Origin of the sequence: Longispora fulva, from assembly GCF_015751905.1 — a bacterium.
In the GTDB taxonomy this organism is placed as follows: Bacteria; Actinomycetota; Actinomycetes; order Mycobacteriales; family Micromonosporaceae; genus Longispora; species Longispora fulva.
On sequence record NZ_JADOUF010000001.1, the window covers coordinates 3,735,644 to 3,762,221 of the forward strand.

23 protein-coding genes are annotated in these 26,578 nt (G+C 72.6%); 8 read left to right on the top strand and 15 right to left on the bottom strand.

Features of this window, described 5'->3' with window-relative positions; all coding sequences use genetic code 11:
• The first annotated feature begins 16 nt into the window (after positions 1–16).
• Entirely contained in the window at positions 17–1,453 is a 1,437-nt protein-coding gene (locus IW245_RS16460) for a hypothetical protein (RefSeq protein ID WP_197004058.1), read from the top strand.
• Positions 1,454–1,459: 6 nt separating this feature from the next.
• On the opposite strand, the gene IW245_RS16465 is transcribed toward IW245_RS16460, so the two are convergent.
• On the bottom strand, positions 1,460–2,941 hold the full coding sequence (locus tag IW245_RS16465; protein WP_197004059.1) for a peptide MFS transporter: 1,482 nt from the start codon (positions 2,939–2,941) through the stop codon (positions 1,460–1,462).
• A gap of 301 nt (positions 2,942–3,242) precedes the next feature.
• Between IW245_RS16465 and IW245_RS16470 the strand changes: the two genes are divergently transcribed.
• Positions 3,243–3,590, top strand: a complete 348-nt coding sequence (locus IW245_RS16470; protein WP_197004060.1) for an RNA polymerase-binding protein RbpA — start codon at positions 3,243–3,245, stop codon at positions 3,588–3,590.
• 136 nt (positions 3,591–3,726) lie between these two features.
• Positions 3,727–3,855: a hypothetical protein gene (locus IW245_RS41670; protein ID WP_267920108.1), complete on the top strand. Its 129-nt coding sequence runs from the start codon at positions 3,727–3,729 to the stop codon at positions 3,853–3,855.
• A 55-nt stretch (positions 3,856–3,910) separates the two neighbouring features.
• On the opposite strand, the gene IW245_RS16475 is transcribed toward IW245_RS41670, so the two are convergent.
• From IW245_RS16475 to lnt, 3 genes are read right to left on the bottom strand one after another with little or no spacing between them, the layout of a single operon-like run.
• Positions 3,911–4,378, bottom strand: coding sequence for an FxsA family protein (locus IW245_RS16475; protein ID WP_197004061.1), 468 nt, complete (start codon positions 4,376–4,378; stop codon positions 3,911–3,913).
• A gap of 7 nt (positions 4,379–4,385) precedes the next feature.
• Entirely contained in the window at positions 4,386–5,153 is a 768-nt protein-coding gene (locus IW245_RS16480; protein ID WP_197008539.1) for a polyprenol monophosphomannose synthase, read from the bottom strand.
• Positions 5,154–5,173: 20 nt separating this feature from the next.
• Positions 5,174–6,793 carry an apolipoprotein N-acyltransferase gene (lnt, locus tag IW245_RS16485; RefSeq protein ID WP_197008540.1) on the bottom strand — a complete coding sequence of 540 codons (1,620 nt, stop codon included), beginning with the start codon at positions 6,791–6,793 and terminating at the stop codon, positions 5,174–5,176.
• Between the two features lie 478 nt (positions 6,794–7,271).
• Between lnt and IW245_RS16490 the strand changes: the two genes are divergently transcribed.
• Complete coding sequence (locus IW245_RS16490) at positions 7,272–7,610, top strand: YciI family protein (RefSeq protein ID WP_197004062.1); 339 nt, start codon at positions 7,272–7,274, stop codon at positions 7,608–7,610.
• On the opposite strand, the gene IW245_RS16495 is transcribed toward IW245_RS16490, so the two are convergent.
• Together IW245_RS16495 and IW245_RS41675 are read right to left on the bottom strand one after the other, a co-directional pair.
• Entirely contained in the window at positions 7,576–8,766 is a 1,191-nt protein-coding gene (locus IW245_RS16495) for an RNA polymerase sigma factor (protein ID WP_233473098.1), read from the bottom strand. The two genes, IW245_RS16490 and IW245_RS16495, sit on opposite strands and share 35 nt — an antisense overlap.
• 73 nt (positions 8,767–8,839) lie before the next feature.
• Entirely contained in the window at positions 8,840–11,515 is a 2,676-nt protein-coding gene (locus IW245_RS41675; RefSeq protein ID WP_197004063.1) for a helix-turn-helix transcriptional regulator, read from the bottom strand.
• A 218-nt stretch (positions 11,516–11,733) separates the two neighbouring features.
• On the opposite strand from IW245_RS41675, the gene IW245_RS40735 reads away from it, so the two are divergent.
• The 3 genes from IW245_RS40735 to IW245_RS16520 all read left to right on the top strand — a co-directional run bounded on the left by IW245_RS40735 (position 11,734) and on the right by IW245_RS16520 (position 15,993).
• Entirely contained in the window at positions 11,734–13,617 is a 1,884-nt protein-coding gene (locus tag IW245_RS40735; RefSeq protein WP_231398828.1) for a carbohydrate-binding protein, read from the top strand.
• Between the two features lie 53 nt (positions 13,618–13,670).
• Positions 13,671–15,122 (top strand): glycoside hydrolase family 64 protein, encoded by a 1,452-nt coding sequence (locus tag IW245_RS16515; RefSeq protein WP_197004064.1) that lies wholly within the window; start codon positions 13,671–13,673, stop codon positions 15,120–15,122.
• A 106-nt stretch (positions 15,123–15,228) separates the two neighbouring features.
• Entirely contained in the window at positions 15,229–15,993 is a 765-nt protein-coding gene (locus IW245_RS16520; protein ID WP_197004065.1) for a trans-aconitate 2-methyltransferase, read from the top strand.
• Here IW245_RS16520 and IW245_RS16525 read toward each other — a convergent pair.
• From IW245_RS16525 to kdd, 7 genes are all read right to left on the bottom strand, one after another.
• Positions 15,990–16,415: a DUF1761 domain-containing protein gene (locus IW245_RS16525; protein WP_197004066.1), complete on the bottom strand. Its 426-nt coding sequence runs from the start codon at positions 16,413–16,415 to the stop codon at positions 15,990–15,992. The genes IW245_RS16520 and IW245_RS16525 overlap by 4 nt on opposite strands.
• Positions 16,416–16,476: 61 nt before the next feature.
• Positions 16,477–17,781, bottom strand: coding sequence for a glutamate mutase L (locus tag IW245_RS16530; RefSeq protein ID WP_197004067.1), 1,305 nt, complete (start codon positions 17,779–17,781; stop codon positions 16,477–16,479).
• The gene (gene kal, locus IW245_RS16535; protein WP_197004068.1) at positions 17,781–18,152 is read right to left on the bottom strand and encodes a 3-aminobutyryl-CoA ammonia lyase; all 372 of its coding nucleotides are present in this window, start codon (positions 18,150–18,152) and stop codon (positions 17,781–17,783) included. The genes IW245_RS16530 and kal overlap by 1 nt, the downstream gene beginning before the upstream one ends.
• Positions 18,149–18,898 carry a lysine 5,6-aminomutase subunit beta gene (gene kamE, locus IW245_RS16540; protein WP_197004069.1) on the bottom strand — a complete coding sequence of 250 codons (750 nt, stop codon included), beginning with the start codon at positions 18,896–18,898 and terminating at the stop codon, positions 18,149–18,151. Before kamE ends, kal begins: the two co-directional genes overlap by 4 nt.
• The gene (gene kamD, locus IW245_RS16545; protein WP_197004070.1) at positions 18,895–20,448 is read right to left on the bottom strand and encodes a lysine 5,6-aminomutase subunit alpha; all 1,554 of its coding nucleotides are present in this window, start codon (positions 20,446–20,448) and stop codon (positions 18,895–18,897) included. Before kamD ends, kamE begins: the two co-directional genes overlap by 4 nt.
• A 3-nt stretch (positions 20,449–20,451) precedes the next feature.
• The gene (locus IW245_RS16550) at positions 20,452–21,930 is read right to left on the bottom strand and encodes an amidohydrolase (protein WP_197004071.1); all 1,479 of its coding nucleotides are present in this window, start codon (positions 21,928–21,930) and stop codon (positions 20,452–20,454) included.
• 6 nt (positions 21,931–21,936) lie between these two features.
• A complete protein-coding gene (gene kdd / locus IW245_RS16555) occupies positions 21,937–22,965 on the bottom strand; it encodes an L-erythro-3,5-diaminohexanoate dehydrogenase (RefSeq protein ID WP_233473097.1) in 1,029 nt (342 codons plus the stop codon).
• 102 nt (positions 22,966–23,067) lie between these two features.
• Here kdd and IW245_RS16560 point away from each other — a divergent pair, with 102 nt between their 5' ends.
• Complete coding sequence (locus IW245_RS16560) at positions 23,068–24,471, top strand: KamA family radical SAM protein (protein WP_197004072.1); 1,404 nt, start codon at positions 23,068–23,070, stop codon at positions 24,469–24,471.
• Between the two features lie 43 nt (positions 24,472–24,514).
• Here the strand turns inward: IW245_RS16560 and IW245_RS16565 are convergent, their stop codons facing one another.
• Together IW245_RS16565 and IW245_RS16570 are read right to left on the bottom strand one after the other, a co-directional pair.
• Entirely contained in the window at positions 24,515–25,429 is a 915-nt protein-coding gene (locus IW245_RS16565; RefSeq protein WP_197004073.1) for a polysaccharide deacetylase family protein, read from the bottom strand.
• A 78-nt stretch (positions 25,430–25,507) separates the two neighbouring features.
• Entirely contained in the window at positions 25,508–26,563 is a 1,056-nt protein-coding gene (locus tag IW245_RS16570; RefSeq protein WP_197004074.1) for a PP2C family protein-serine/threonine phosphatase, read from the bottom strand.
• Between the last annotated feature and the right edge of the window lie 15 nt (positions 26,564–26,578).

The following is a 26,578-nucleotide window of genomic DNA, read 5'->3' on the forward strand; positions in this document are numbered from 1 at the left end:
CTGCTATTTTGCCGAGATGCTTGGCCACGAGGAGCGCACAGTCACCGCCGACACCGGCCGCCCGGTGTCGCCCACCGCCGAAGCCATCCTCGGTGCCCCGGCCGGCTCCCACGCCCGCGCCGAGGCCGGCTGGGACCACCTCCGGACCAGTCGCCGGCTGGGCCGCACCGCCGCCGTCACCGACTACCTGCTGATCGCCGCCGGAATGGTGTCCCTGCTGGTCACCGACCGGCACCTGGTGGGCGACGGCGCGCGCCGGTTCGACGCGCTGACCCAGCTGCTGACCGGGGGCGGATTGTCGACGGACCGGTACTCGCTGGTCGGCCCCCTGTTCGCCGCTCCGGTGTGGTGGCTGGGCCGGGCGGCCGGTGACCCCGGGGGCTGGATCACCCACTACAACCTGGTCCTGTTCGCCCTCTCCCTCGGGCTGCTGTTCGGGCTGCTCCGCCGCCGGGTGGACGCGGTGCTGCTGCGCAGGTTCCTGCTGCTCCTGGTGGCCGGCAGCATGATCGCCCCGCACGTCAGCGACTTCTACGGCGAGACGTTCACCGCGATGACCGTCGGGGTGGGGGTGCTGTGCGCGGTGGCGGTGGTCGGCCATCCGGCGCTGCGGGCCGCCGGCTGGGTCGCGATGACCCTGGGCGGGGCGAACACGATGTCGACCCTGCCGGCGCTGGGGCTGGTCGGGTTGCGGCAGGGGGCGCGTACCCATCGGCTGCGTTTCGTTGTTCCGGTCCTGGTCGCGGCCGTCCTGGCCCTGGCGGAGTCCTGGGCGCGCCGGGGAAGCCCCTTCGATCAGGGGTACGGCACGGAGCGCTTCGACTTCCCGGTCCTCCTCGGCGTCCTGGCCATCCTGCTGTCCTTCGGCAAGGGCCTGGTCTTCTTCACCCCCGGCCTGCTCCTCCCCGCCCGCCGCCGGCTGCGGGGCCTGTACGACCCGGCCGCCGTCGACCTGTGGCGCGGCCAGGAGGCCTGGCTGTACTTCGTCGCCGGCCTCGTCGTCGTGTACGGCGGCTGGTGGGCCTGGAACGGCGACCTCTACTGGGGCCCGCGCTTCTTCCTGGTCGCCATCTTCCCGGCCTCCCTGGCCCTGGCCGCCTGGCTCACCCACCACGACTCGCGCCCGTCGCGGAACCTGGCGCTGCTGGGCGTGCTGGCCCTGTCCCTGTGGGTGGGCGCGAACAGCACGGTCTTCGAGATGCTGCTCTCGCCGACGTGCTACCCGCTGGCCACCAAACAGGAGGACTTCTGCCGGTACGGCGTCCTGGAGAGCCGGCTGTGGTACCCGTGGCTGTCGTGGCCCGAGGACCTGTCGGCCACCCGCTGGGCGCAACTGCACTACCACGCCCTCGTCCTGTACTGGCTGGCGCTGCCCGTCATCATCCGCTCGTTCCCGGAGGTGCTGCGTCGCGTGCGCCAGGCCGTCCGGCGTCTCCCGGAGTGGCGGCTGTGACCGCGCCTAGTGGATGCCGCGCATCAGCGTGTGCAGCTGCCGGGTGAACCCGACGGCGGCCACCCCCAGCACCACGGACGCGATCCCGAGCACCATGAAGTACACCGGCTGCGAGTAGTCCGCCCCGATCTTGGCGACCTGCCCGCCGAGGGCGTCCCCGACGGCCGTGGACAGGAACCACAGCCCCAACATCTGGCTCGCGTACCTCACCGGGGCCAGTTTCGTCGTCGCAGACAGGCCCACGGGCGACAGGCACAGCTCGCCGCAGACCTGGAGCGCGTACACGGCGACCAGCCACAGCGGGGACACCAGGGTCTCGCCCACTGCGGCCCGGGCGGCGGCGGCCATCAGCATGAACGACAGCCCGTTGAGGATGAGCCCCATGCTGAACTTCAGCGGGGTGGACAGCCGGTGCCCGGCCCTCACCCACAGCAGGGCGAACAGCGGCGAGCCGACGATGACGAAGACCGGGTTGACGGACTGCAGCCACGAGGCGGGCATGTCCCAGCCGAACACCACCCGGTCGGTCTCGTCCCGGGCGAACCGGTTGAGCACCGAGCCGGCCTGGTCGTAGATCAGCCAGAAGGCGGCGGCGAACAGGAACAGCCACACGTACGCCTTCATCCGGCTGCGCTCGTCGGCGTCCAGCGACTTGTCGAGGAAGATCCGCGCGAAGTACCCGATGGCGACCAGGACCGTGAAGACCGTGAGCCCGGTGACGACCCGGGAGACGGTGAGCGTGCCGGTGAGCGCGGCCCCGCCGACCAGCACGACGACGGCCGCGACGGCGATCCCCAGCCAGCGCAGCAGCGCGGGGCGCTCGGCGGCGGTCAGCGGGTTGTTCGGGTGGTCGCCGATGCCGTGCAGCCGGTTGCGGCCGAGCACGTACTGCACCACGCCCAGCGTCATGCCGAGGGCCGCCACCCCGAAGCCGAGGTGCCAGTTGACCTTCTCGCCGAGGTACCCGGTGATCAGGGGCGCGATGAACGCACCCAGGTTGATGCCCATGTAGAAGATCGAGAAGCCGGCGTCGCGGCGCACGTCGTCGGGGCCGTAGAGCCGGCCGACCATGGCCGAGATGTTCGGCTTGAGCAGGCCGGTGCCGATGGTGATCAGGCCCAGCCCGAGGAAGAACGTCGGCACGGTCGGCAGGATCATCGCGTAGTGCCCGGCGGCGATGACCATGCCGCCCCACAGCACGGAGCGGCGCGCGCCGAGCAGCCGGTCGGCGATCCAGCCGCCGGGCAGGGCCATCAGGTACACCATGGCGACGTAGACGCCGTAGAGCGCGTCGGCGTCGCCGTCGGCCCAGCCGAGCCCGCCGTGGGCGACGGTGGCCGTCAGGTACAGCACCAGGAGCGCCCGCATGCCGTAATAGCTGAAGCGTTCCCACATCTCGGTGAGGAACAACGTGGAGAGCGCCCTGGGGTGTCCGAAGAATCCTTCACCGTCCGTGGTCGGCTCGACCGGTGCCGTGATCTCGGACATTCGTTGTACCTCCTGTGATCGTGGCGCTAACCCTCAGTATCGAAGCGGCCCAGTGAGCCAGTCCTCGCAATCCGAATATTCGGCGGTAACCGGGGCAACCCCTCGTCCGTTCGGTCACATTGGGGGGTGAGGGTACTCACCGCCACCCGCGAGGTACTACCCTCGACGGGGCCGGGGGCCGTAGTGACTCACCGTGAGAAATACCCTGTACGGGGAACATGAGACGGGTCACGATCGTTAAACCCGTTGTACGCGAGAGCGTCTGTTGTACGCGCACCACAGCCGGAGGGGAAAGCCGATCATGGGCGAGCGCATGCTGCGCGGAAGCCGTCTCGGAGCTATCAGCTACGAGTCGGACCGAAACACCGAGTTGGCGCCTCGGCAGACTCGGGAGTACCTGTGCGCCAGGGGGCATCAGTTCGAGGTCCCGTTCGCGGTGGACGCCGAGGTTCCGCCGATCTGGGAGTGCAAGTTCGACGGCACCGTCGCCCGTCTCGTCGACGGTAGCGAGCCGGAGTCGAAGAAGGCGAAGCCGCCGCGCACCCACTGGGACATGCTGCTGGAGCGGCGTTCCATGTCGGAGCTCGAGGACATCCTCAACGAGCGTCTCGACGAGGTCCGCAGCCGTCGCGGTGGCCGCACGGTCTGACGCACGACGCCGAGGAGGCCCCGACCCTGGCGGGTCGGGGCCTCCTGCTGTCGGGTCCCGACCAGACTCTTGACTTTTTTCCAACGTCGGCTGATGCTGGATTCGCCCAAGCACAACCTAACTGGAAGGAACAGCCATGCGCGAAGTTCCCGTTGGTGGCGGCACCCGTCCCGGCACGCAGATCCCGCTCCGCTTCGTCGAGGTCGAGCCCCGCCTGCCGAACTACGAGGTCACCCCTGGCGGCGGCCGGGTTCTCACGAACTAGTCGCACCACACACATATAGAAAAGGGCCGCCCTTCGGGGCGGCCCTTTTCGCAGCTCAGACGATCTCGCCCTCGATGGGCGCCTCGGGGCTCGCACCCCGCTGGGACCTGATCCTGACGGTACGCGGCCCGAACAGGTCGTTCGTCGTCCTCGGGTCGAGCCTTCGGGTGGCCACCTGCTCGACCAGCCCCCGGAACAGCCCCCGGGTGGGCGGGGCGATCATCAGCAGCCCGAACAGGTCGGAGACGAACCCGGGCACCAGCATCAGGATCCCGCCGACCACGACGAGCACCCCGTCCGTGGCGTGCCGACCCGGAGCCCTGCCCGCCTGCACGTCCGCCTGGACGGCCCGCCAGGCCCGGCCACCCTCCCGGCGCAGCAGCCAGCCGCCGAGCGCCGAGGTGGCCAGCACCAGCAGGACGGTCCACCCCAGGCCGATCACCTGACCGACGGCGATCAACGCCGCGATCTCCACGATCGGGACGATGATCAGTGCCGCGACGATCAGCCAGAGGGTACGCATGCCGGGTTCAACGCTTCGCGGTGCCGCTCTTCTTCCCGGGCAGCCGGTCGCGGATCGCCCAGCCGGTGACCTTGAACAGCGCCTCGCGGATGATCGAGCCACTCATCTTGGACACGCCGTGCACCCGCTCGTGGAACGTGATCGGCACCTCGACCAGCTTGCACCCGGTCTTGTACGCCCGGTAGGTCAGGTCGACCTGGAAGCAGTAGCCGTGCGAGATGACCGAGTCCAGGTCGATCTTGTCGAGCAGGGGCAGCCGGTAGGCCCGGTAGCCGCCGGTGGCGTCGCTGACGGGCATGCCCAGCATGATCCGGATGTACAGGTTGCCGCCCCGGGACAGGAACAGCCGGCGCTTCGGCCAGTTCACCACGGAACCGCCCGGGATGTAGCGGGCGCCCAGCGCGCCGTCCGCCCCGGCCGCCACGGCGTCCAGGAGGCGGTGCAGCTGCTCCGGGGCGTGGGAGCCGTCGGCGTCCATCTCGCACACGACGTCGTAGCCGTGCTCCTTGGCCCAGCCGAAACCGGCGATGTACGCGGCCCCGAGCCCCTCCTTGCCCTTGCGGTGCAGCACGTGCACCTGCGGGTCGGCGGCGGCCAGCTCGTCGGCCACCGCACCCGTCCCGTCGGGGCTGTTGTCGTCAGCGACGAGGATGTCCACCTGGGGGACCGCACGGCGTACACGATCGACGATGAGCCGGACGTTCTCCAGCTCGTTGTACGTCGGGATCACCACAAGGACCCGGCCAACTCCGGGGTAACCCTCCTCCGCCGGGATCGACGGTGTGGTGTTCTCGGTCACGCTTCCTCCTCATCGGTGTGCTGGACCCTGGCACGGCGTCGGACGAATCCGGCCATGACCAGCCCAAACAGCGCCAGCCCCGCCAGAACGGCCTCCGGCGTGCCCCCCAGCGTAGTCGCCGGGGTCTTGACTACCGTCAGGTGTGTCTGCCTGACCAGCGCGGCGCGGGTGTTGAACGTGGTCGCGTCGTAGGCCCGGCCGTCCGGGGAGACGAACGCCGACACCCCCACGGTGGACGCCATCAGACCCGGCCGGCCGTGCTCGACGGACCGCAGCCGCACCATGCTGAGCTGCTGCAGCGCCTCCGCCGTGTTGAACGTGGCGTTGTTCGTCTGGACGACCAGCAGCCGCGCGCCGCCGGTCACCGTGTCGCGGACGATGTCGTCGTAGGCGACCTCGAAGCAGATCACGTCGCCGACCGGGAAGGACCCGCCCTCGGCCGGCACGGTGATCAGCCCCGGCCGGTCGCCGGCGAGGAAGTCCGAGCGGACCAGGTCCACCTTCTTGGTGATCTTCCGAACGAGCGGGCGCATCGGGATGAACTCGGCGAACGGCACCGGATGCCGCTTCGTGTACTGCTGCTGCGGCCCCTGCCCCGCGATCCACAGCACCCCGGTGTTGCGGACGTGCCCGTCGTCGGGGGCCAGCACCGCCCCGACCAGGATCGGGGCCCCGATCGTGCGCGCGGCCCGGTCGATGGCCTCGTAGGCGTCGGCGTTGACGTAGGGGTCGATGTCCGAGGAGTTCTCCGGCCACACCACCAGCGCGGGGCGGCGGATCTCGTGCCGGTCGACCTTGGCCGCCAGTTCCAGCGTCGCGGAGACGTGGTTGTCGAGGACGGCCCGGCGCTGCTCGTTGAAGTCGAGGCCGAGGCGGGGCACGTTGCCCTGGACGATCGCGATGTCCACGGCCCGGCCCTCGCCGGGGGCGACGAGCGGGATCAGCGCCCCGGCGGCGATGACGGCGACCGCGCCGAGGTCGGCGAGCAGCGCGGGCAGCACCCCCGGGCGCACCCTGCCGGGGGCCGGGGCCTGTCGGAAGGAGGCGAGGTGCCAGGCGGCGAAGGCCAGCAGCCCGCCGGCGAGGGCCACCACGAGGGTGACCAGGGGCGCGCCGGCCAGGACCGCGTAGCGCACCGTGGGGGCGTCGGCCTGGCTGAACGCGAGCCTGCCCCACGGGAAGCCGCCGAACGGGGTCCGCGAGCGGGCGTACTCCTGCGCCGTCCAGAGCAGGGCCGTCATCAGGGGCCAGGTCCACCGGTACCGGAGGAACAGCGGGGTCGCGAAGGCCGCCGCAGCCCCCAGCAGGCCGATGTAGGCGGCCTCCAGGTTGGCCAGCAGGATCCACGGCCACCAGCCGACCTGGGTCCCCGTCCAGCTCAGCAGGGGGACGAACAGCACCACCCCGGCGATCCAGCCGAAGCCCAGCCCGCCCCACACCCCCCGGCCGCGCACCGCGCACGCCAGCAGGGCCACCCCGACCGGCGCGCAGAACCACAGGCCGTACGGCGGGAAGGACACCAGGAGGAGGCCACCGGCCACCACGGCGGCGGCGTACGCCAGCCACCGGGGGATCCTCGCCGGCCGGGCGGCGGCCGGGGCGGCGGTCTCAGTCATCAGCACCGGCTCATTGTGGGGGTAGGCACAAAAATAACGGGGCGCGGCCCCCGCCGCGCCCCCTACATTCACCCAGGTATCCCTGCCGGTCCGGCAGGATGTCCGGGAGAACCTTCGGACCAGTCCGACACGAGTTGGCTGCCCGCCCCGCACTGTTGTCTACTGGCTCCCCGTACATCCTGCCCGGAACCGGCGTCGCGGCCACTCCCGCACCGCCCCGCCGACTTCCATCCTGTGGACCTGGCCGCTGGCGGCATCGACGCGACCTGTCGGCCGCCATGCCCACCGGATGGAACGACGGAACGAGCTGAGCCGCTCCGAAGTAGGACTCACAGACCGTACGCATCGCAGGCCCGTTCGCGCCAACCAAACCCAGAATTTGGCAATAGGAAACCGGCGTGTCGCCGGTGTGTCGTTTCGGAGGGCTCGCCGTTCGTCATACCCGTGACAGGCTTGACCGGAACGAAGGAGAACGATCATGCGGTACGTGATGCTCATCGTCAGCGACGAGTCCCTCGAGGAGGCGGCGTCACCCGAGGAGGCCAAGGCGCACGAGGGCGAGATCTGGGCCTGGTTCGAGCGCTGGGACGGGCACTTCGGCGAGGGCGGGGCGGAGCTGCAGCGCGTCGCGCACGCCCGCACGATCCGTGGCGGGGTGGTCACCGACGGCCCGTACGTGGAGCTGAAGGAGGTCATCGGGGGCATCGTGTTCCTGGAGACCGACACCCTCGACGAGGCCGTGGCGATCGCGGCGACCTGGCCCGGGCTGAAGTACCCCTACGTCAGCGTGGAGGTCCGGGGGACTGTCGTGCGCTGAGCCTGGCGTCGAGGAGGCGGCGTTCGGCCGGGTCGACGGCCAGGTCGAGCGCCGTGCGCGCCGCCCGGCCCGCCTCCTCGTCGCGGCCCAGCGCCGCCAGCAGCTCCGCCCGGGTCGCGTGCAGCAGCCGGTAGCCGCCGAGGCGGTCGGCCACCTGCTCCACCTCCGCCAGGGCCGGCCCCGGGCCGTCGAGCCGCCAGGTGGCCACGGCCCGCGACAGCCAGGTGACCGGGTCGGGGCGCAGCGCGTACAGCCGGTCGTAGAGGGCGCGGATCGCCGCCCAGTCGGTGCACCCGGCGCTCGCGGCGGTCGCGTGCTGGGCCGCGATCCCGGCCTGCAGCTGGTACGGCCCCGGCCGGCACAGGGCGACGGCCCTGCGCAGCCGGCGCAGTGCCGCCCCGATCAGCGCCCGGTCCCACGCCGCGCGGTCCTGCGCGTCGAGGACGACCAGCCCGCCGTCCGGGTCGCACCGGGTCGCGGCCCGCGCCCCGTGCAGCTCCATCAGCGCGGCCAGCCCGGCGACCTCCGGCTCGCCGGGCATCAGGTCCGCCAGCTCACGGGTCAGGCGCAGCGCCTCGGCGCGCAGGGCCGGCTTCGACTGGTATCCCTCGTTGAAGACCAGGTAGAGCACGTGCAGCACCCCGTCGAGCCGGGCGGCCAGCCGCTCGGGATCCGGCACGGCGAACGGCTTCGGACGGATCTTCAGGGTACGACGCGCCCGGGTGAGCCGCTGGGCCATCGTCGCCTCGGGCACCAGCAACGCCGCGGCCACCTCCGCCGTGGACAGCCCGCCGACGGCCCGTAGGGTGAGCGCGATCCGCGTCTCCGTCGGCAGCACCGGGTCGCAGCAGCCGAACAGCAACGCGAGCCGGTCGTCCTCCGCCCCGTCGGGCTCCAGATCCCGGTCGGCGGCCACGGCCAGCAGCTCCCGGCCCCGGGACTCGCGGCGCAGCCGGTCGACCGCCCGGTGCCACGCGGTGGTGAGCAGCCAGCCTCCCGGGTTGGCCGGCACGCCGTCGGCCGGCCAGCGGTCCAGCGCGGCGGCCACCGCCTCCTGGAGGGCGTCCTCGGCGGCGTCGAGGTCGCCCAGCCGGCGGGCGAGCGCGGCGCGGATCCGGGGCGCGTCGGCGCGCCACACCTGGTCGAGGGCTTCCACCAGGGCAGATTAACCCGCACCCCCGACACTCCGGAGTCGCTGGGCGGACCGGGGGCCGGGGCCCCGGTACCCGTCAAGGGGGTTCGGGGTTTCTGTGGGCCAGGGCGACGGCGATCTCGACGCGCGAGGTGTGGCCGAGCTTGGCGAGGATGTTCGACACGTGGGTCTGGACCGTGCGGGGCGACAACAGCATCTCGGCGGCGATGTCCGGATTCGACCGGCCGAGGCCGACCAGCGCGGCGACCCTGGCCTCCGTCGGGGTCAGCGCGTCCCAGCCCGCCGCCGGATGCCGGCGCACGGCCCGGGGCCCGCGGCGGATCCCGTGGCCGCGCAGCCGGGCGTCGGCGCGGGTGACGTCCCAGGCGGCGCCCAGGCCCTGGTAGGCCCGCACGGCGTCGGTGAGCGCCGCGCGGGCACCGGCGGTGTCCCCGGCCATCGCCAGCAGCACGGCGGCCTCCTCGCGGCACTGACCGTCGGCCAGAGGGGCCGTCCGGTGCAGATCGGCGACGGCGAGCAGTGCCGCGGCGTCGCCGTCGAGCACCGCGCGGGCCTGCCGGGCGGCCGCGACCCGCCGGGGCAGCGGCTCCCGGGCCGCGTCGGCCTCGGCCGCGCCGACCGCCGCCCGGGCGAGGTCGCCGTCCCCGCAGGCCAGCGCCAACCGGACCAGGTCCGGCAGCCACGACCACCGGTCGAACAGGTCCGCCCCGTCGCCCGGTCCGGTCGTGTCGGCGAGGATCTCCGCCGCGGCCCGGGGTCCGCCGCGCCGCTCGGCGTCCACGGCCCGCGCCATGGTCAGGTAGGCGGCGTTGCCGCGCATGTAGCCGGTCAGCGGCGGGAGCCCGGCGGCCGACTGGAGCAGGCGGGCGCAGCCCGGCCGGTCGTCGCGGTGCGCGGCCAGGAACGCCATCGCCCCCGTCCGGACCAGCCGGACGAACACGCCGAACCGGCCGGTCAGCGGCTCCCGCCCGTCCGTGCCGCCGGTCAGCGGCTCCAGCTCTTCCAGGGCGGCGTCCCAGTCGCCGGTCTCCACATAGTGGCCGGCCAGCTGGACCCGCAGCACCGGCAGCCGGCCCCGGCCGAACCGCTCGGCCACCGCCAGGGCCTCGCGCATCGAATCCGCCGCGCCCGGCCGGCCCAGCGCCGCCAGGCTGTGGGCCCGGTTGGTGAGCAGCGCGACCCGCAGGTCCACGGTGTCCGGGTACTCGCCGATCACCTCCAACCCCCGGTCCAGGTACGCGACACCCGGGCCGTGGTCGGCGAGCAGGTAGAGCAGCTGCAACGCGTGGCCCATCGCCACCCGGTCGGCCAGTCGCTCCCCGTCGGCGAGGGCCCCGCGCGCCTCCCGCTCGCCCTCGGCCCGCCGCCCGGTCAACGGCAACGTCTTGGCCCGCATCGCCCGCAGCCGGGCCCGCCACAGCGCCGGGGCGTCCGCACTGGCCAGGGCCCCGTCCAGCACGGCGAGGGCCTCGTCGTCGCGGCCGGCCAGCCGCAGCACGGAGCCGAGGATCCAGCCGAACTCCGCCGCCAGATCCGGTGCGACGGGTACGGCCGCGGCGTGCCGGGCGACCACCTCCGCCTCGGCGAGCCGTTGGGACTGGTGCAGGGCCCTGGCCAGGGCGAGCAGGACGGGGCCGTGCCGGGGGTCGTCGGCCGGCCAGTCGCGGCCCACGGCGGGGAGGAGGTCGGCGGCCAGGGCCGGGGCCGTGTGGGCGAGTTCCCCGGCGTGCCCGGCGAGCCAGGCCACGGCCCAGCCGTCGAGGGCGTCGCGACCCGGGTCGCCCGGTGCGGGGGCGTGGCCGAGGGCGACCGCCAGGTGCCCGGCCACCCGGTCGGCGGGCAGGCCGGCGTCGGCGAGGGCGCGGGCGACCTGCCGGTGCAGGGCGGAGCGGGCGCTGGCCGGTGTGGCCGCGTACAGGGCTTCGCGGACCAGGGCGTGCCGGAACCGCACCCGCTCCCCCGCGTCGGCGAGCAGTCCGGCGGCCGTCGCCTCGTCGAGGGCCGGCAGCAGGTCTCCTGCGGGGCGGCCGGTGATCGTGGCCAGGTCGAACACCGGGAACTCGCGGCCAAGGACGGCGGCCAGCCGCAGCGTCGCCCGGGTCCGCGCGGTCACGCGGTCCAGCAGGTCACCGACCGCCGCGGCCAGCCCCGGCGGAAACGGCCCGCCGGACCCGGACGCCGTCACCCGGAGCGGGTGCTCCCCGCCGACCAGCTCGGCCCTGCCACCTCCCACGGCCAGCAGCCCGTCGTCCCCGAGCGCCGCGACCAGCTCCCTGGCGAGGCGCGGATTGCCGCCGGCCGAGGCGAGGGCGCGCCGCAACCCGGGCCCGGGTACGCCGCCGAGCCAGCGCCCGGCGGCCCGCGCGAGAGCCCCGGCGTCGAGGGGACCGAGGGTCACCAGCACAGCCCCCCGGTCCGACACCGCCCGGCGCACCGCCGACACCACGGTCACGGCGGGGATCGAACAGGCGCTGAGCAGCAGCAACGGCAACCGGTCGACCTCGTCCGCGAGCCGTCTCCAGGCCGTTAGGGTCTGCGGGCCGGCCCGGTGCAGGTCGTCCACGGCGAGCACCAGGGGTCCGGTCGCGCACCGGCCGACCACGAGTTCGTGCAGGTCGTGGGGGTCGGGCGTGGCCCGGTACACCGGAAAGGGGGTTTCGGTCAGGAGCGCCGACAGGACGGTCGTGCACCCGATCCCCGGCTCGCCCTCGAGCCAAACGATGCCGCCCCGCCCTTTAGAGAGCGCTCTCATAGCTACGCGGGCCGCACCGAGTTCCGCCCCGCGCCCCGGGGGCTGCTCTACGGGTCCATCGGCTACCACACCCCCATCCTAATAGGAACAACATCGTCAAGGGGTCCGCGTGTTGGCGGATGTGTGCGGGACAGGATTCGGCTATCAACAGAGCGAGAGCGCTCTCTTCACGCCTCGGAAACACCTCCGACACGCACACTTCTCCGAAAGGTTGGGCCATGACCCCCTCAGACAGCCCCCATCCGGCGAGACGGTCCCGCAGCCCGGTCCGGTTCGCGGCGGCCCTCGGCGCGGCCACCCTGCTGTTCGGCGCGGGGGTGGCGGCGTCCCTGGACGCGAACGCCGCCGCCCCGCCCGCCCCCACCGGCTGGACGCAGACGTTCCTCGACGACTTCAACGGCGGCGGCCTCGGCGGTGACTGGCGGGTCAGCGAGGGCACCTCCTACCCCGGCGGTCCGGCGAACTTCGGCACAGGCGAGGTGGAGGTGTCCTCCCGCGACAATGTGACCGTCTCCGGCGGGATCATGTCCATCACCGCCCGGGGGCAGGGCCTGGGCCCGTGGACGGCCGCGCGGATCGAGACCAACCGCCAGGACTTCCGGCCCCCGCCCGGCGGCAAACTCCGCGTCGAGGGCTCCCTGCGCCTCCCCGAGGCCCCCAACGGCCAGTCCGCAGGGTACTGGCCGGCGTTCTGGATGCTCGGCGGCCCCTACCGCGGCAACTGGTGGAACTGGCCGGGCATCGGCGAGTTCGACATCATGGAACAGGTCAACGGGGCCAACCGGGTGTGGTCCACGGTGCACTGCGGCACCTCGCCCGGCGGACCGTGCAACGAGAAGAGCGGCGTCGGCAACGGCGGACCCGGCGGCTGTCAGGGCACCGCGTGCACCAAGGGCTTCCACCGGTACACGATCGACTGGTCAGCCGCCGACAACTCCGCCACGTTCTACCTCGACGGCCGCCAGACCTGGCGGGTGCAGCGCGGGGCGAACATCGACGCCGGCACCTGGGACCAGGCGTTCGGCAGCCACGGCTTCTTCCTCATCCTCAACATCGCCATGGGCGGGGAGATGCCGGCCAACACCCTCGGGCCGCTGAACGGCGCGACCACCGGGGGCGGGCACCTCGACGCCGACTACGTGGCCGCGTACACCGGACCGGCCAACGCGCCGCCGCCCCCGGTCGGCCCGCCCGGCGGTGGGCCGACCCCGACGCCGACCCAGACCCCGCCCACCTGCGGGCCGCTGATCTCCCAGGGCCGGCCGGCGACGTCCAGCGCCATCGAGGGCGACCTGGTCGCCGGCAACGCGTTCGACGGCAACCCGGCCACCCGGTGGAGCAGCGCCTGGAGCGATCCGCAGTGGATCCAGGTCGACCTCGGAGCCGTCCAGGCGGTCAGCCGGGTGAAGCTGGACTGGGAGGCGGCCTACGGCAGCGGGTACACCATCCAGGCGTCCACCAACGGCACCACCTGGACCACCGCCTTCGAGGAGTCGTTCGGCGACGGCGGCACCGACGACCTGAAGGTGACCGCCACCGCCAGATTCATCCGGCTCAACGGGACCACGAGGGGCACCGGCTACGGCTACTCGCTGTGGGAGTTCCAGGTGTTCGGCGGCTGCGGCGGCACCCCGGGCCCGACACCCACGAACGGCCCGACGCCCACGGGCACACCTTCCGGCGGCGGCAACCGCGACGCCTACTCCCCGATCGAGGCCGAGTCCTCCGACGGCCGGTCCGGGTTGACCCTGGAGACGTGCGCGGACACCGGTGGCGGCCAGGACCTGGCCACCGGAGCGAACGGGGACTGGGCCCTGTTCCGGGGCGTCACCTTCGGCACCACGGCCGCACGCCAGTTCACCGCCCGGGTGGCCAGCGGGGCGGGCGGCGGGGTCAGCGGCCTCGTCGAGGTCCGGCTGGACAGCGCGTCGGGCCCGCCGATCGGCAGCTTCGCGATCGCTGACTCCGGCGGCTGGCAGACCTGGCGGACCGTGCCGGCCAACATCAGCGCCGTGACCGGCACGCACGACGTGTACCTGACGTTCACGAGCGGCCAACCGGCCGACTACGTGAGCGTGAACTGGATCAGTTTCGGGCACTGAGCACTCCGTGGGCCGCTCCGAGGGGGCGGCCCACCCCACAACGGAGGTAAGCGATGAGAAGGCTCCTCTTCGGCATGGTCCTCGCGCTCGTGGCGTCGGTGTCCACCGCGGCCCCCGCCCGGGCCGCCGTCGACTACACCCAGGGCGTCACGCCCGTGACCGCGAGTCAGGCGCGGATCTGGTTCACGCCGACGACGGCGTCGGCCCTGGTCGACGTGCACTACGTGGTCGCCGGCAGCCCGGACGGCCAGCAGAACTTCCGGATGACCCGCAACGGCGGCACCTGGGAGAAGGCCGTCGCGGGGCAGTCGTTCGAGTACTGGTTCACCTACGAGAAGGGCGGCCCGCTCTACGACACACCACATTTCACCTACGGGCAGGGCGGCGGCACTCCGACCGATGGCACCTTCCCGGTGACGTTCCAGAACAACACCCGGGGCACCTGGTCCAACAGCCAGATCCACGTTCTGGTCCTCGGCATGGCCACCCCCGGCGAGTGGTCCTACCTGCGCCCCGACGGCACGATGGCGCACATCAACCACCTCGACGAGTCCGCCCCGAACCACCTGACGAAGAACGGCCGCAACTACGCGAACATGTCCTTCACCCTGGCGCGGGCCGGCACGGTCACGATGCCGTCCCGGGTGGAGGGCGGCCGGATCTACATCTCCGTCGGCTCGCCGATGTTCCTCCCGATCTCCCCCGACGACCGGGGCTGGGGCGGCCCGGACCTGCGCAACCCCGACGATCCCAACCTCGACGTGTACTTCGACTGGTACGAGTTCACCTACCGCGACGGCGTGGTCCCCTTCGGGGGCAACACGACCCAGGTGGACATGTTCGGGTTCCCGATGACCGCCCGGCTCACCCAGCGCGCGATCGGCTACGACCAGACGGTGGGGATCACGCTGACCCGCGACCAGGTGCTGGCGCAGTACCCGGCGGCCGTCGGCCCCGCCTTCCGTCCGCTGGCGAACGCCTACCGGATCGTGGCGCCCCGCTCCTCGTCGACCTTCCGGCCGGGCGGCGCGCAGGCCGGCCACCTCCAGTCCACGATCGACCAGACCTGGGCGTACTACACGACGCACCCGTTCACCCTGACCCGGCTCAACCAGACTTTCACGGGTCGGGTCGCGGGCGACCGGTTGACGTTCACGAAGGACGGGGCCGGCCCGTTCTTCCTCGACAAGCCGACGACGACCGACGTGGTGGAGTGCTCCGGCGCGCTGGCGTCGGCCGGGATGAGCACCACGGCCCTGGAACTGGGGGCGGAGTTCTGCGCGGCGTTCAACCGGGGCGTGGCGATGAACCCGGCGTCCTGGTACACCCCGGCCGCGTACTACCCGGCGACGCCCCGCAACGACTACGCCCGGTTCTTCCACACCATCGGGCTGGACCACCGCGCGTACGGCTTCGCCTACGACGACATCAACGACCAGTCCTCGGTGCGGATCCTGCCGAACGCGAACCCCCCGACGTCGCTGACGATCGGGATCGGCTGGTGAGCCACGCCGGCCGCGGGGCCCTCGACCCCCCGCAGCCGGCGCTTGTCCCCGGCGATCTTCCGGTGTACGTTTACCAAGACGTACGTACGGTTTATAAGGAGCGCACATGTGGGACCCGAATGCCTACGCCCGCTACGGTGACGAGCGCAGCCGCCCCTTCTTCGAGCTGGTCGCCCGGATCGGCGCCACGGCTCCGCGCGCCGTGGTCGACCTGGGCTGCGGGCCGGGCAACCTGACCGCCACCCTCGCCTCCCGGTGGCCCGGCGCGACCGTCAGCGGCCTGGACAGCTCCCCCGAGATGATCGAGAAGGCGCGGGCGTCCGCCGACCTGGACTTCGCGGTCGCCGACGTCAACGACTGGACCCCCGGCCCCGACGTGGACGTCATCGTGTCCAACGCCGTGCTGCAGTGGGTGCCCGGGCACGAGGACCTGCTGCGCCGCTGGTCGCGGGCGCTGCCGGCCGACGGCTGGCTGGCGTTCCAGGTGCCAGGCAACTTCGCCGCCCGCTCCCACGAGACCCTGCGCGCCCTGGCCTTCGAGGAGCCGTGGCGCGACCTGCTCGAACAGCCCCGGGTCGCCCCGGTCCTCGACGCCGCCGGGTACGCGGAGCTGTTCCTCGCCGAGGGCATGACGGTCGACGCGTGGCAGACGACGTACGTGCACCTGCTGCCCGCCGCCGACGTGCACCCGGTGCTGACCTGGATGGAGGGCACGGCACTGCGCCCGGTGCGCTCACGCCTGGACGACGCGAACTGGGCGGTGTTCCGGGCGGAGTTGGCCGGGCGGCTCGCGGAGAGCTACCCGACGGTGGGCGGCGTGGTGCCGTTCCCGTTCACCCGGATCTTCTGCGTCGCCCACAAGGCCGACTAGGTCCACAGTGCGAGGATCACCGCCACCAGGGTCAACCCCACCAGGTGGTACCCGGCGGTGATCGCCACCCACAGCATCGGATGGGCCTTCTGCGGGTCGAAGAACCCGGTCACGGACAGCACCGCCGCCGAGATGCCGAGGCCCACCACGATCCCGAGGACGAGGCCCTCGGCGAACGTGTCGGTCCCGGTGGCGTGGGCGAGCATCGCGGTGGCGACCGTGGCCACCGAGCAGGTGATCAGCGGGCCGATGTAGTAGGACGGGCCGGGGTTCACCCCGCCGGCCATCTCGGCCCCGGTCGCCCTGATCCAGGGCTTGGCGAACAGCAGGTTGGAGAACCACAGGCCGCCGAGGGCGAAATAGGCGATGATCGCGACGAGGACGGCCCACCAGTTGAGGTCGCCGAGTACACCGAAAGTCATGGCACTCCCCCGATCAGTCAGGGGTCCGCACCTTCGAGAATAGTCTCCCGGCGTGTCGGATCTATACCGCTTCAGCCACTCCGGCGAGGAGCGCCCGGGCCGCCGCCGGGTGGTCGTCGGCGAGCAGGCCGGCCGCCGCCAGCACGTAGGCGCGGTCGACGTGCCGGCGCGCGGCCCGGGGCGTCGGCCAGGAGCCCGCGTGATCGGACAGCGCCGCCGACAGCAGCGCGTCGGACGCGCCGGCCGGCAGGGTGCGCAGCACACCCCCGGAGCCGATCACCAGCCGGACCTCGCGCAGGTCCTTGCCGCCGCGCAGCGGGCCGTCGGCCAGCACCCGTTCGCCCCGGGCGTGCCGGCGCAGCGCCACGGTGACCGCGAGTTCGGCAAGCCGGGCGTCGACGGCCAGGTCGTCGGCGAGGTAGCCGGGGTCACCGGCGCGGGCGTCGGCCGCCGGGGCCAGCACGGCCGCCTCCGGTTCGCCGATCAGCTTCTCCCGCAGTGCCGCCTCCACGACGCCGGGCGCGCCCCAGCGCACCCCCAGGTCGCCCTCGACGGTCCGGGAGCGCCACAGGGTACCGGCGACCTCGCCGTGCAGGCCGGCCTCGCGCTCCGGGTCGGGGGTGAGGACCGAGTACACGTCGGTGGTGGCCCCGCCGACGTCGACGACGACCACGTCCCCGTCGAGGAGTTCGACGGCCGACAGCACGATGTCGGGGGTCGCGCCCCGGACCAGGTTCGCGAACCGGGGGCCCCTCGAAAGCTTCTTGCCGCCGATCACGTGCCGCAGGAACACCTCGCGCAACGCCAGGCGCGCCGGGCCCGGGTTGAGGGTGCCGATCCGGGGCAGCACGTTGTCGCAGCCCACGACGTTGCGGGCTGCCAGGAGTTCACAGGCCTCGAATCGGGCGTCCGCATTACCCGCCACGACGACGGGCACCGCGATCCGGCTGATCCGGCGCGCGTTGTGCAGCAGGGTGTCGGCGTCCCCGCCGTCGGTGCCGCCGACGAGGAGCAGCACGTCGGGTTTCGCGGCGCGGACGGCGGCCACCCCGGCCGCGTCGAGCCGGCCGGCGGACACGTGCACGACCTTCGCGCCGGCGGACATGCCGACCCGGTAGCCGGCCTCGGCGGTGACGAGGGCCTCGTACCCGATGACGGCCAGCCGCAACCCGCCGCCCGCACTGGAACACGCCCGCAGGTCGTCGAGCCGCAGCCCCGTCGCGGCGACCGTGGCGTCGACGCCGCGCAGCACATCGGTGCCCAGGGTGGTGGGGTGGCTGGCCGTGGCGGCCAGCTCACCCGTGGCGGTGTCGACGACGGCGAGCTTGGTGAACGTGGACCCGACGTCGACGCAGCCGATCAGCATTACTTCGGGGGGACCACTACGGTGCCGGTCGCCGTGACCGCCACGATCGGCGTCTCCAGCATCTCGGCGGCCGACTCGGACCTGTCGGGGCGGCCCCGGCCGACGACCCGGCACTCGAAGTCGATGGTCCGCGACCGGGTGCCCATCCGGGTCACGGTCGCCACGATCTCCAGCACGTCCCCGGCCTTCATGGGGGCCTTGAACTGCACGTCGGAGTAGGACGCGAACAGGCCCTCGTCGCCGTCGAGGACGATGCACACCTCGGTGGCCACGTCGCCGAACAGGCCCAGGGCGTAGGCCCCGTCGACCAGGTTGCCGGCGTAGTGGGCGTGGCTGTAGGGGACGTAGCGGCGGTGGGTCACGGTGGTCATGCTGCGACTGCCTTCTTTTCTACGAGGGCGTGGACGAGGTAGCTGGCCACCTCGCCGGGGGTGGTGCCCCGGCCGAAGATCCGGTCGACGCCGAGCTCGCCGGTGGCCAGTTCGTCGAAGCGGGGGCCGCCGACGATGAGCAGGGGACGCTTGGCGGCCGGGAACGCCTCCCGGAACGCCGCCGACATCTCCTTGGTGTTGTGCAGGTGCGCGTCCTTCTGGGTCACGACCTGGCTGACGAGGACCGCGTCGGCCTTCTCCGCGCGGGCGCGTTCGACCAGCTCGGGGACGGCGACCTGGGCGCCGAGGTTGACGACCCGCAGCTCGCGGTAGTACTCCAGGCCCTTCTGGCCGGCGTACCCCTTGATGTTGAGGATCGCGTCGATGCCCACGGTGTGCGCGTCGGTGCCGATGCACGCGCCGACGACGACGAGTTTGCGGCGCAGCCGCTTCTTCACCACCGTGTTGACCTCCTTGGCCCCCAGCAGCGGGAAGTCGCGCTCGACCACGACGACCTTGTCGAGTTCGACGAGGTGGCGCACGGAGCCGTAGACGACGAAGAAGGTGAAGTTGTCGCCCATCGGCTTGGCGTGCACGAGCATCGCCGGCTCCAGGCCCATCTTGGCCGCGAGCTGCAACGCCGCGCCCTCGGCCCGCTTGTCGTGCGGGATGGGCAGCGTGAACGAGATCTGGGTCATGCCGTCGCCGGTGGTGTCGCCGTAGGGGCGCACGATGTTCTTGCTCACGCCTGCGCCTCCAGGATCTCCGTGGCGGGGTTGTAGTAGCCCTCGCCCTGGGCGGCGACGCCGTCGAGGCCCTTGCCCCGGTCGGCGGGCCGCTTCATGATGCCGAACGTGCCGTCGGCGATGGCGTTGAGCAGGGTGTCCTCCTCGATCGCCTCCAACAGCCCGATCGACTCGTTGAGCACCTCGTTGGCCCGGTTGCGGATGAACCCGCCGGGGGCCGGGACGAAGTCCTCGTGCAGGTTGCCGGCCGCGCCGATGACGTAGCGGACATTCTGCAGGGCGATGTCGCGGTCGGACAGCCACGGGGTGACCACGGCCTCGGTCATCATGCCGACGAGCAGGATGCTCTGGCCGGTCAGGGCCCCGGCCAGGTTGAAGAACCCGTCGAGAAGGTTGCCCTTGAACACGTCGCCGGTCATGTGCTTGGTCGGCGGCATCCACTTCAACGGCGCGTCGGGGAACAGCTCCCGGGCGAGCAGGGCGTGGGCGAGTTCGAGCCGGAACGAGTCGGGCACGTCCGGGTTGATCTCGAAGGCGTGCCCGAGGCCGAGCTGCCAGTCGGCGAGGCCGGCCTCTTTCGCGAAGTACTCGTTGAGCAGCTGCGACACGGTCACCGTGTGCGCGGCCTCCACGGCGTCGGCGGTGGTGAGGTAGTTGTCCTCGCCGGTGTTGATGATGATGCCGGCGCGGGCGTGGATCTGCCGGGAGAACCGCTGGTCGACGAACGTGCGGATCGGGTTGATGTCGCGGAACAGGATGCCGTACATCGAGTCGTTGAGCATCATGTCGAGGCGTTCGAGGCCGGCGAGGGTCGCGATCTCCGGCATGCACAGGCCGGACGCGTAGTTGGTCAGCCGCACGTAGCGGCCCAGCTCCTTCGACGACTCGTCGAGGGCCGCGCGCATCAGGCGGAAGTTCTCCTGGGTGGCGTACGTGCCGGCGAAACCCTCCCGGGTCGCGCCCTCGGGCACGTAGTCCAGCAGGGACTGGCCGGTGGAGCGGATCACGGCGATGATGTCGGCGCCCTCGCGGGCGGCGGCCTGGGCCTGCGGGATGTCCTCGTAGATGTCGCCGGTGGCCACGATCAGGTAGATCCACGGCCGCTGCTTCGGGTCGCCGTGCCGCTTGATCAGCTTCTCGCGTTCAGCGCGGCGGCGGTCGATCTGCTTGATGCCCGCCCCGACGGCCCGCCGCGACGCCTTGCGGGCCCTGGTCGCGTCGCCCCTGCCCGGCATCGCGAACGTGATCGAGCCCGCGGCGGCCTTCTGGGCCAGCAGCGTCGGGTCGTCGATGTTCTCGGCGGCCATGGCGTGGAACACCGGCACCGCCACCCCGTGTTCGAGGCCGATGTCGGCGCGGACGGCGTCCACGAGCCGGTTGACCCACGGGATGCCGTCCGGGTCGGCCCCGGTGACGCCGGCCAGCCGCAGGAGGGCCCGCTCCACGGACACCGTGGTGTGGGTGCGGGCCATCTCCACGACGGGCGCGCCGGCCCGTCGTGCGAGCTGTCGGGCCCGGTCGACCAGGACCGGGTCGAGGTCGAGCTTCACGTCTTACTCCTCATGAATTGTCCTCCCACGCAGTACCGTCCGCAGGCAGCGGGGTGCGCCCTGGTCCAGGTCGGGCAGGCCCTTGGCGTCGGTGTCCCACACCGCGAACGTCGCCGCCGCGCCGGGGGCCAGCACGCCCTCGTTGTCGTGGCGCACCGCGCGCCAGCCGCCCCGGGTGTGCGCCGCGAACGCCGCCTTCGCGCTGATCCGGTGCACCGGGTTGTGGTGCCGGGTCGCGGCGAGCACCGCGCCCCACGGATCCAGCGGGGTGACCGGCGAGTCGGAGCCGAACGCCAGGGTCACGCCCACGCCGTGCAGGGCGCTGAACGGGTTGGCTGCCAACGCGCGCTCGACGCCGAGGCGTTGGGCGTACATGCCGTGCTCGCCGCCCCACAGCCGGTCGAAGACGGGCTGGACGCTGGCGATGATGCCGTACTCGACGAAGCCGGCGATCAGCTCCTTGTCCAGCAGCTCTGCGTGCTCGACCCGGTGGCCGGCCTCGCGGACGGCGTCGACGCCGAGCTGGTCGGCGGCGCGGGCGAAGCCGTCCACCACGGCGCGCAGCGCTCCGTCGCCGATGGCGTGGAAACCGCCCTGCATGCCGTGCGCGGCGCAGTCGACGAGGTGCGCGGCGACCTGCTCGGCGGTCAGGTAGGCGTGGCCGTGGGTGTCGCCGTCGAGGTAGGCGTCGCGGACGCACGCGGTGCGCGACCCGAACGCCCCGTCGGCGAACAGGTCCCCGCCGGCCCCGACCGCGCCCAGCTCCCTGGCCTTCGCGGCGGCGCAGAGCTCACCCCAGAAACCGAACACCTGGGGGTACTCCTCCCCCGCCGCCAACAGCCCCGTGAAGTCCGCCTCGCTGGACAGCACCGGACCGCCGCACTCGTGCACGGCGGCGATGCCCAGCGAGGCGGCCCGGCGCAGGGCGAGCCGCCCGGCGTCGGTGCGCTCGGCGGTCGACAGCGCCGCGTAGGCGGCCTTGCGGATCTCGTGGTGGGCGTCCAGGCGCACCCAGCCGTCGGGGTCGTGCCCGATCCGGCCGGCCGCGTGGTGCAGCAGCGCCGTGGACGCCAGCGCGGAGTGCTTGTCGATCCGGGTCAGGTACACGGGCCGGCCGCCGGCCGCCGCGTCCAGCTCGGAGGCGGTGGGCGGCTCGGCCAGCTCCCAGCCGTGTCCCATGATCAGGCCGTCGGTGCGCACGGCGCGGGCGGCGACCCGGGCGAGCAGGTCGCCGGCGCTGTGGCAGCCGGACAGGTCCAGCCCGGACAGCGCCAGGCCGGTGTCGGTGGCGTGCATGTGCGCGTCCACGAACGCCGGCGTGACCAGGCGGTCGCCCAGGTCGACGACGCGCGCGGCTGACGGGGCGTCGGCGCGCGCACCGAGCCACGTGATCCGGTCACCCTCGACGAGCAGGGCGGTGGCTGTCGGGTCGGCGGGGCTGTAGACCCGTCCGCTTACATACAGGATGGGGGTGGTGTCCATGGTGTATCAGTCTGCCCGCAGCCGGCCCTCGAACAGCGACCTGACGCCCGGCTCGCCGCGCAGGAGTCGCAGGGCCACGTCGGCGTGCCCGGGGACGTAGCCGTTGCCCACGAGCATCGTGACGTCCGCGGCCAGGCCCTCCGCGCCGAGCGCGGCGGCGGCGAAGGAGGTGGCCATGGAGAAGAAGATGACGGTGCCGCCGGCGGCGGTGGCCAGGATCGCGCCGTGCTCGCAGCCGGGCACGTCCACGCACACCACGGTGACGTCGGCGGGGCCGCCGAGCGCGCCGGACACGGCGTCGGCGAGGGCGACCGGGTCGCGGGCGTCGGCGATGGCCACGTGGTCGGCGATGCCGGCGCCGGTGAGCAGCTCGGCCTCCCGGGCGTGCGGGACGATCCCGACGGTGCGGGCCCCGGCCTGCCGGGCGGCGGCCAGCGACAGGGAGCCGGACTTGCCGGCCCCGCCGATCACGGCGACCGTCGCGTCGCGGTAGCCGGCGACGACCCGGGCGGTCAGGGCCGGCGCGCCGCACACGTCGAGGACGGCCAGGGCCAGCTCGGGGTCCATGTCGTCGGGGAGCTTGGCGGCGATGGAGCGGCCGAACAGGATGGCGTGCCCCTCGGCGGGCACCTGCTCGCTGCGGCCGTCCCAGCCCTTGAGCCCGTCGGTGATCATCAGCGGGGTCAGGGTCAGCGACACCAGGGTGGCGACCCGGTCGCCGACGGCCAGGCCGAGCGGGGACTCGGGGCCGACCTCCTCGACGACGCCGATCAGCATGCCGCCGGAGCCGGTGACCGGGTTCTGCATCTTGCCGCGTTCGGTAACGATCGCGCATACCTCTGCGCGGACGGCGGCCCCGTCACCGGCGTGCTTCTCGGACAACTGCCGGAAACTCGCGGCGTCGAGATTGAGCCGTTCGACCCGGATCCGGACCTCGTCGGCGGAGATTTGGGGGCTCGCGTCCAGTTTCCGGGCGGCCTGGGGCAGCACCCCGGCCGGCTCGATCACTCTGTGCAGACCCACTGGCGACGACACGTAAAACCCCCTCCGACCGGAAATCCTCCGGCAGCGTACTTCCTACACGGGATATTCTCCAGTACGGTTCCGCAGGCATATATTTTTTGTAGGAGGGGTGACATGGCCGAGCAGCCTTACGAGTACCGGCGCCGGGAGATCGTCGAGCCGGACTGGACGCGGCTGCCCGGGTACCGGACAGTCACCCGCGAGCAGTGGGAGTCCGCGCAGTGGCAGCGGGTCAACTGCGTGAAGAACGTCAAGCAGCTGCGCGCCCTGATGGGCGACCTGCTCGACGAGTCGTTCTACGCCGACCTCGAGGCCGACCAGGCCCAGCGCGCGACGATGTCGATGCTGGTCCCGCCGCAGATGATGAACACGATGGTCCCGCACGAGGTGCCGACCACCGAGTCGTTCTACGCCGACCCGGTCCGCAAGTACATGCTGCCGGTGCTGTCCGACCGGCGCACCGACTTCCCGTCGCACCCGTACGCGACGCGCGACTCGCTGCACGAGCACGACATGTGGGTGGCCGAGGGCCTGACCCACCGGTACCCGACGAAGGTGCTCGCGGAGCTGCTGTCCACCTGCCCGCAGTACTGCGGGCACTGCACCCGGATGGACCTCGTCGGCAACTCGACCCCCACGATCGACAAGCTCAAGCTGTCGCTCAAGCCGGTGGACCGCTACGACGCGCACATCAACTACCTCAAGTCGCAGCCCGGCGTGCGCGACGTCGTGGTCTCCGGCGGCGACGTGGCCAACGTGCCGTGGAAGAACCTCGAGTCCTACCTGATGCGGCTGCTGGACATCGACACCATCCGCGACATCCGGCTGGCCACCAAGGCCCTGGCCGGCCTGCCGCAGCACTGGCTGCAGAACGACGTCGTCGAGGGCCTGGAGCGGGTCGCGAACACCGCGCACCGCCGGGGCGTCAACCTCGCCATCCACACCCACGTCAACCACGCCAACTCCGTCACCCCGCTGGTCGCCAAGGCCGCGCGGACCGCGATCGACGTCGGCGTGCGCGACGTGCGCAACCAGGGCGTGCTGATGCGCGGCGTCAACGCGACCAGTGTGGACCTGCTGGACCTGTGCTTCGCGCTGCAGGGCGAGGCGAACATCCTCCCCTACTACTTCTACATGTGCGACCTGATCCCCAACGCCGAACACTGGCGGGTCTCGGTGTGGGAGGCCCAGCACCTCCAGCACGCGATCATGGGCTACCTGCCCGGATACGCGACGCCGCGCATCGTGTGCGACGTGCCGTTCGTCGGGAAGCGCTGGGTGCACATGCTCAGCGAGTACGACCGGGACAAGGGCATCTCGTACTGGACGAAGAACTACCGCACGTCCATCGAGGCCACCGACACCGAAGCCCTCGAACGCACCTACGCCTACTACGATCCGATCTACACGCTGCCGGAAGCCGGCCAGGCCTGGTGGCGCGAGCAGCACCCGGTCGAGGACCCGGCGGCCCAGGTCGTCGCCCAGGCCTCCCGCACGGCCGCCGCGCTGGCCTACTAGAACGACCTCGACGCCCGCCCCACCTGGGGCGGGCGTCGTCGTGTCAGCAGGGGCCCAGGTCGCTCCACACCCACCACGCCGTGCGCGGATCCTCCAGCGTCGTCCACCAGTTGGCCTGGTAGACCCGCCCGCCCCGCGACACCCGGTCCCCGCCGACGTGCGTGTCGTGCGCCCGCCAGGCCGGCGCCGTGCACGCCGGCGGATACGGCCCACCGGTCACGGCCGGCAGGTCGAACCCCCACCCGCCGCCCTGCCACTCCGGGATCATCACCGTGTACGCGTCCAGCGTCGGCTGCCGCCAGCCCCCGCCGTCGTGCGACAACGCCACGGCCGTCGGGTACGCCTGGGCCCGCAGCCGCGCCGTGATCGCCTCCGCGCCGGAACCGTCCCAGTCCCGCGGGTCCATGGTCCACGCCAGGGCGGTCATGCCCAACTCCGCGGCGACGGCCGGGGACACCCCCCAGCCGGCGTAGGGGGCCCGGAAGTAGCGGATCGGCAACGCCGGGTCCCCGGCCGCCGCCCGGATCGCGGCACTGGTCGCCGACAGGTCCGCGCGGACCGCCTCCGGGGTCCAGTCGGCCAGGTAGTCGTGCTTCCAGGTGTGGTTGCACACCGCGTGCCCGTCGGCGACAATCCGGCGCACCAGATCGGGGTGGGCCTGCGCCTGGCTGCCGAGCAGGCAGAACGTCGCCCGGACCTTGCGCTGGCGCAGCAGGTCGAGAACCTGTGGGGTCCAGTCGGGCGAGGGTCCGTCGTCAAAGGTGAGGGCGAGGACCCGGCCGTCGCCCCGGGTGGCGTAGACGATGTCACCGGTCGGACCGGCGGCGGCCCGGGCGGAACCGGCGGCGGCCGGGATGGAGCCGGCCGGTGTGGAGCCGTTGGGACCGGCCGCCCGGGCCGGGGACGCGGTGCCGACGGCCGCGAGGACGAGCAGCAGGGCGAGGGCGCGCGTGCTCATGCGCATGAGAGGGCCTTTCGACGTCCCGCCGACCGGCGGGAGTGAGGGGTGTCGATGGCACACTATGAGAAATATTGTTTACAGTAAAGGGTTCCTGGCCACCAGCAACAGCACCGCGTCGTCGGTCAGCGCCCGCCCGGTGTGCCGCAGCAGATCCGCGTGCAGCCGCCCCGCACTCGCGTCGAGGTCCCCGTCGACCAGCGCCACCACCCGCCGGGTGAGGGGATAGAACCCGCCCTCCCCGCGCGCCTCGACCACCCCGTCGGTGTACAGCACGAGCGTGTCGCCCTCCTTGAACGCCGCCGACCACGGGGCCGGCCGGGTGTCGACGAGGTGCCCGAACCCCAACGGCGGCCCCGGCACGGCGGTGTCCAGGGTGGCCACGGTCCGGTCGGGGCGCACCACGAGCGGCGGCACATGCCCACGGTGCAGCACGGTCACGTCGTCGGCCCCGACCTGCAGAAACAGGGCGGTGATGAAGTCGTCGGCCGCCAGGTGCCGGTACACGGTGCTCTCGACCCGGCGCCCCAGCTCGGCCAGGTCCGGCTCGTCGTAGGCGAGGGCCCGGAACGCGCCGAGCACGATGGACGCCGCGTACACCGCGCCCAGGCCGCTGCCCTTGACGTCGCCGATCAGGATCCTGGTGCCGTACGGGGTGGCAGCCACGTCGTAGAGGTCGCCGCCGATCAGGGCCTCGTCGGCGGCGGAGACGTAGCGCAGCCCGACCCGGACGTCGGTGACCGCCGCCGGCAGGTCGCGCAGGATCGCGTGCTGGGCCGCGAGGGCCACGGACGTGACGGCGCGCAGTTTGCTCTCCCCGCGTTGCCGGCGGGCGGCGAGGGCCATCGCGGCGGCGGTGACGGCGACGTACCCGACGGTGCGGATCGCGAAGATCCGGGTGTCGCCTGTCTCGGACAGCACGTTGTCGTAGATCGCCAGGAGGTAGCGGACCGCGAGGACCACCGCGCCGACGACCGCGACCCCGGCGGGGCTGGCCGCTCCGGCCGCCATGGCGGGGGCCGCGATCAGCAGGGGCGCGAGGTAGGTCTGCTCGGTGTCGCCGAGCAGGATGTCGAGGACGGCCACGACCAGCGCGAACAGCAACGCGGCCCTCGTGCCGCGCAGCGGATCCATGCCACCACGCTAGGG

Bases quoted from the DNA above. Each gene is read 5' to 3' on its own strand.
- IW245_RS16460 (WP_197004058.1), top strand. From the start codon at position 17: ATGCTTGGCCACGAGGAGCGCACAGTCACCGCCGACACCGGCCGCCCG.
- IW245_RS16465 (WP_197004059.1), bottom strand. From the start codon at position 2,941: ATGTCCGAGATCACGGCACCGGTCGAGCCGACCACGGACGGTGAAGGA.
- IW245_RS16470 (WP_197004060.1), top strand. From the start codon at position 3,243: ATGGGCGAGCGCATGCTGCGCGGAAGCCGTCTCGGAGCTATCAGCTAC.
- IW245_RS41670 (WP_267920108.1), top strand. From the start codon at position 3,727: ATGCGCGAAGTTCCCGTTGGTGGCGGCACCCGTCCCGGCACGCAGATC.
- IW245_RS16475 (WP_197004061.1), bottom strand. From the start codon at position 4,378: ATGCGTACCCTCTGGCTGATCGTCGCGGCACTGATCATCGTCCCGATC.
- lnt (WP_197008540.1), bottom strand. From the start codon at position 6,793: ATGACTGAGACCGCCGCCCCGGCCGCCGCCCGGCCGGCGAGGATCCCC.
- IW245_RS16490 (WP_197004062.1), top strand. From the start codon at position 7,272: ATGCGGTACGTGATGCTCATCGTCAGCGACGAGTCCCTCGAGGAGGCG.
- IW245_RS41675 (WP_197004063.1), bottom strand. From the start codon at position 11,515: ATGAGAGCGCTCTCTAAAGGGCGGGGCGGCATCGTTTGGCTCGAGGGC.
- IW245_RS40735 (WP_231398828.1), top strand. From the start codon at position 11,734: ATGACCCCCTCAGACAGCCCCCATCCGGCGAGACGGTCCCGCAGCCCG.
- IW245_RS16515 (WP_197004064.1), top strand. From the start codon at position 13,671: ATGAGAAGGCTCCTCTTCGGCATGGTCCTCGCGCTCGTGGCGTCGGTG.
- IW245_RS16520 (WP_197004065.1), top strand. From the start codon at position 15,229: ATGTGGGACCCGAATGCCTACGCCCGCTACGGTGACGAGCGCAGCCGC.
- IW245_RS16525 (WP_197004066.1), bottom strand. From the start codon at position 16,415: ATGACTTTCGGTGTACTCGGCGACCTCAACTGGTGGGCCGTCCTCGTC.
- IW245_RS16530 (WP_197004067.1), bottom strand. From the start codon at position 17,781: ATGCTGATCGGCTGCGTCGACGTCGGGTCCACGTTCACCAAGCTCGCC.
- kal (WP_197004068.1), bottom strand. From the start codon at position 18,152: ATGACCACCGTGACCCACCGCCGCTACGTCCCCTACAGCCACGCCCAC.
- IW245_RS16550 (WP_197004071.1), bottom strand. From the start codon at position 21,930: ATGGACACCACCCCCATCCTGTATGTAAGCGGACGGGTCTACAGCCCC.
- IW245_RS16560 (WP_197004072.1), top strand. From the start codon at position 23,068: ATGGCCGAGCAGCCTTACGAGTACCGGCGCCGGGAGATCGTCGAGCCG.
- IW245_RS16565 (WP_197004073.1), bottom strand. From the start codon at position 25,429: ATGAGCACGCGCGCCCTCGCCCTGCTGCTCGTCCTCGCGGCCGTCGGC.
- IW245_RS16570 (WP_197004074.1), bottom strand. From the start codon at position 26,563: ATGGATCCGCTGCGCGGCACGAGGGCCGCGTTGCTGTTCGCGCTGGTC.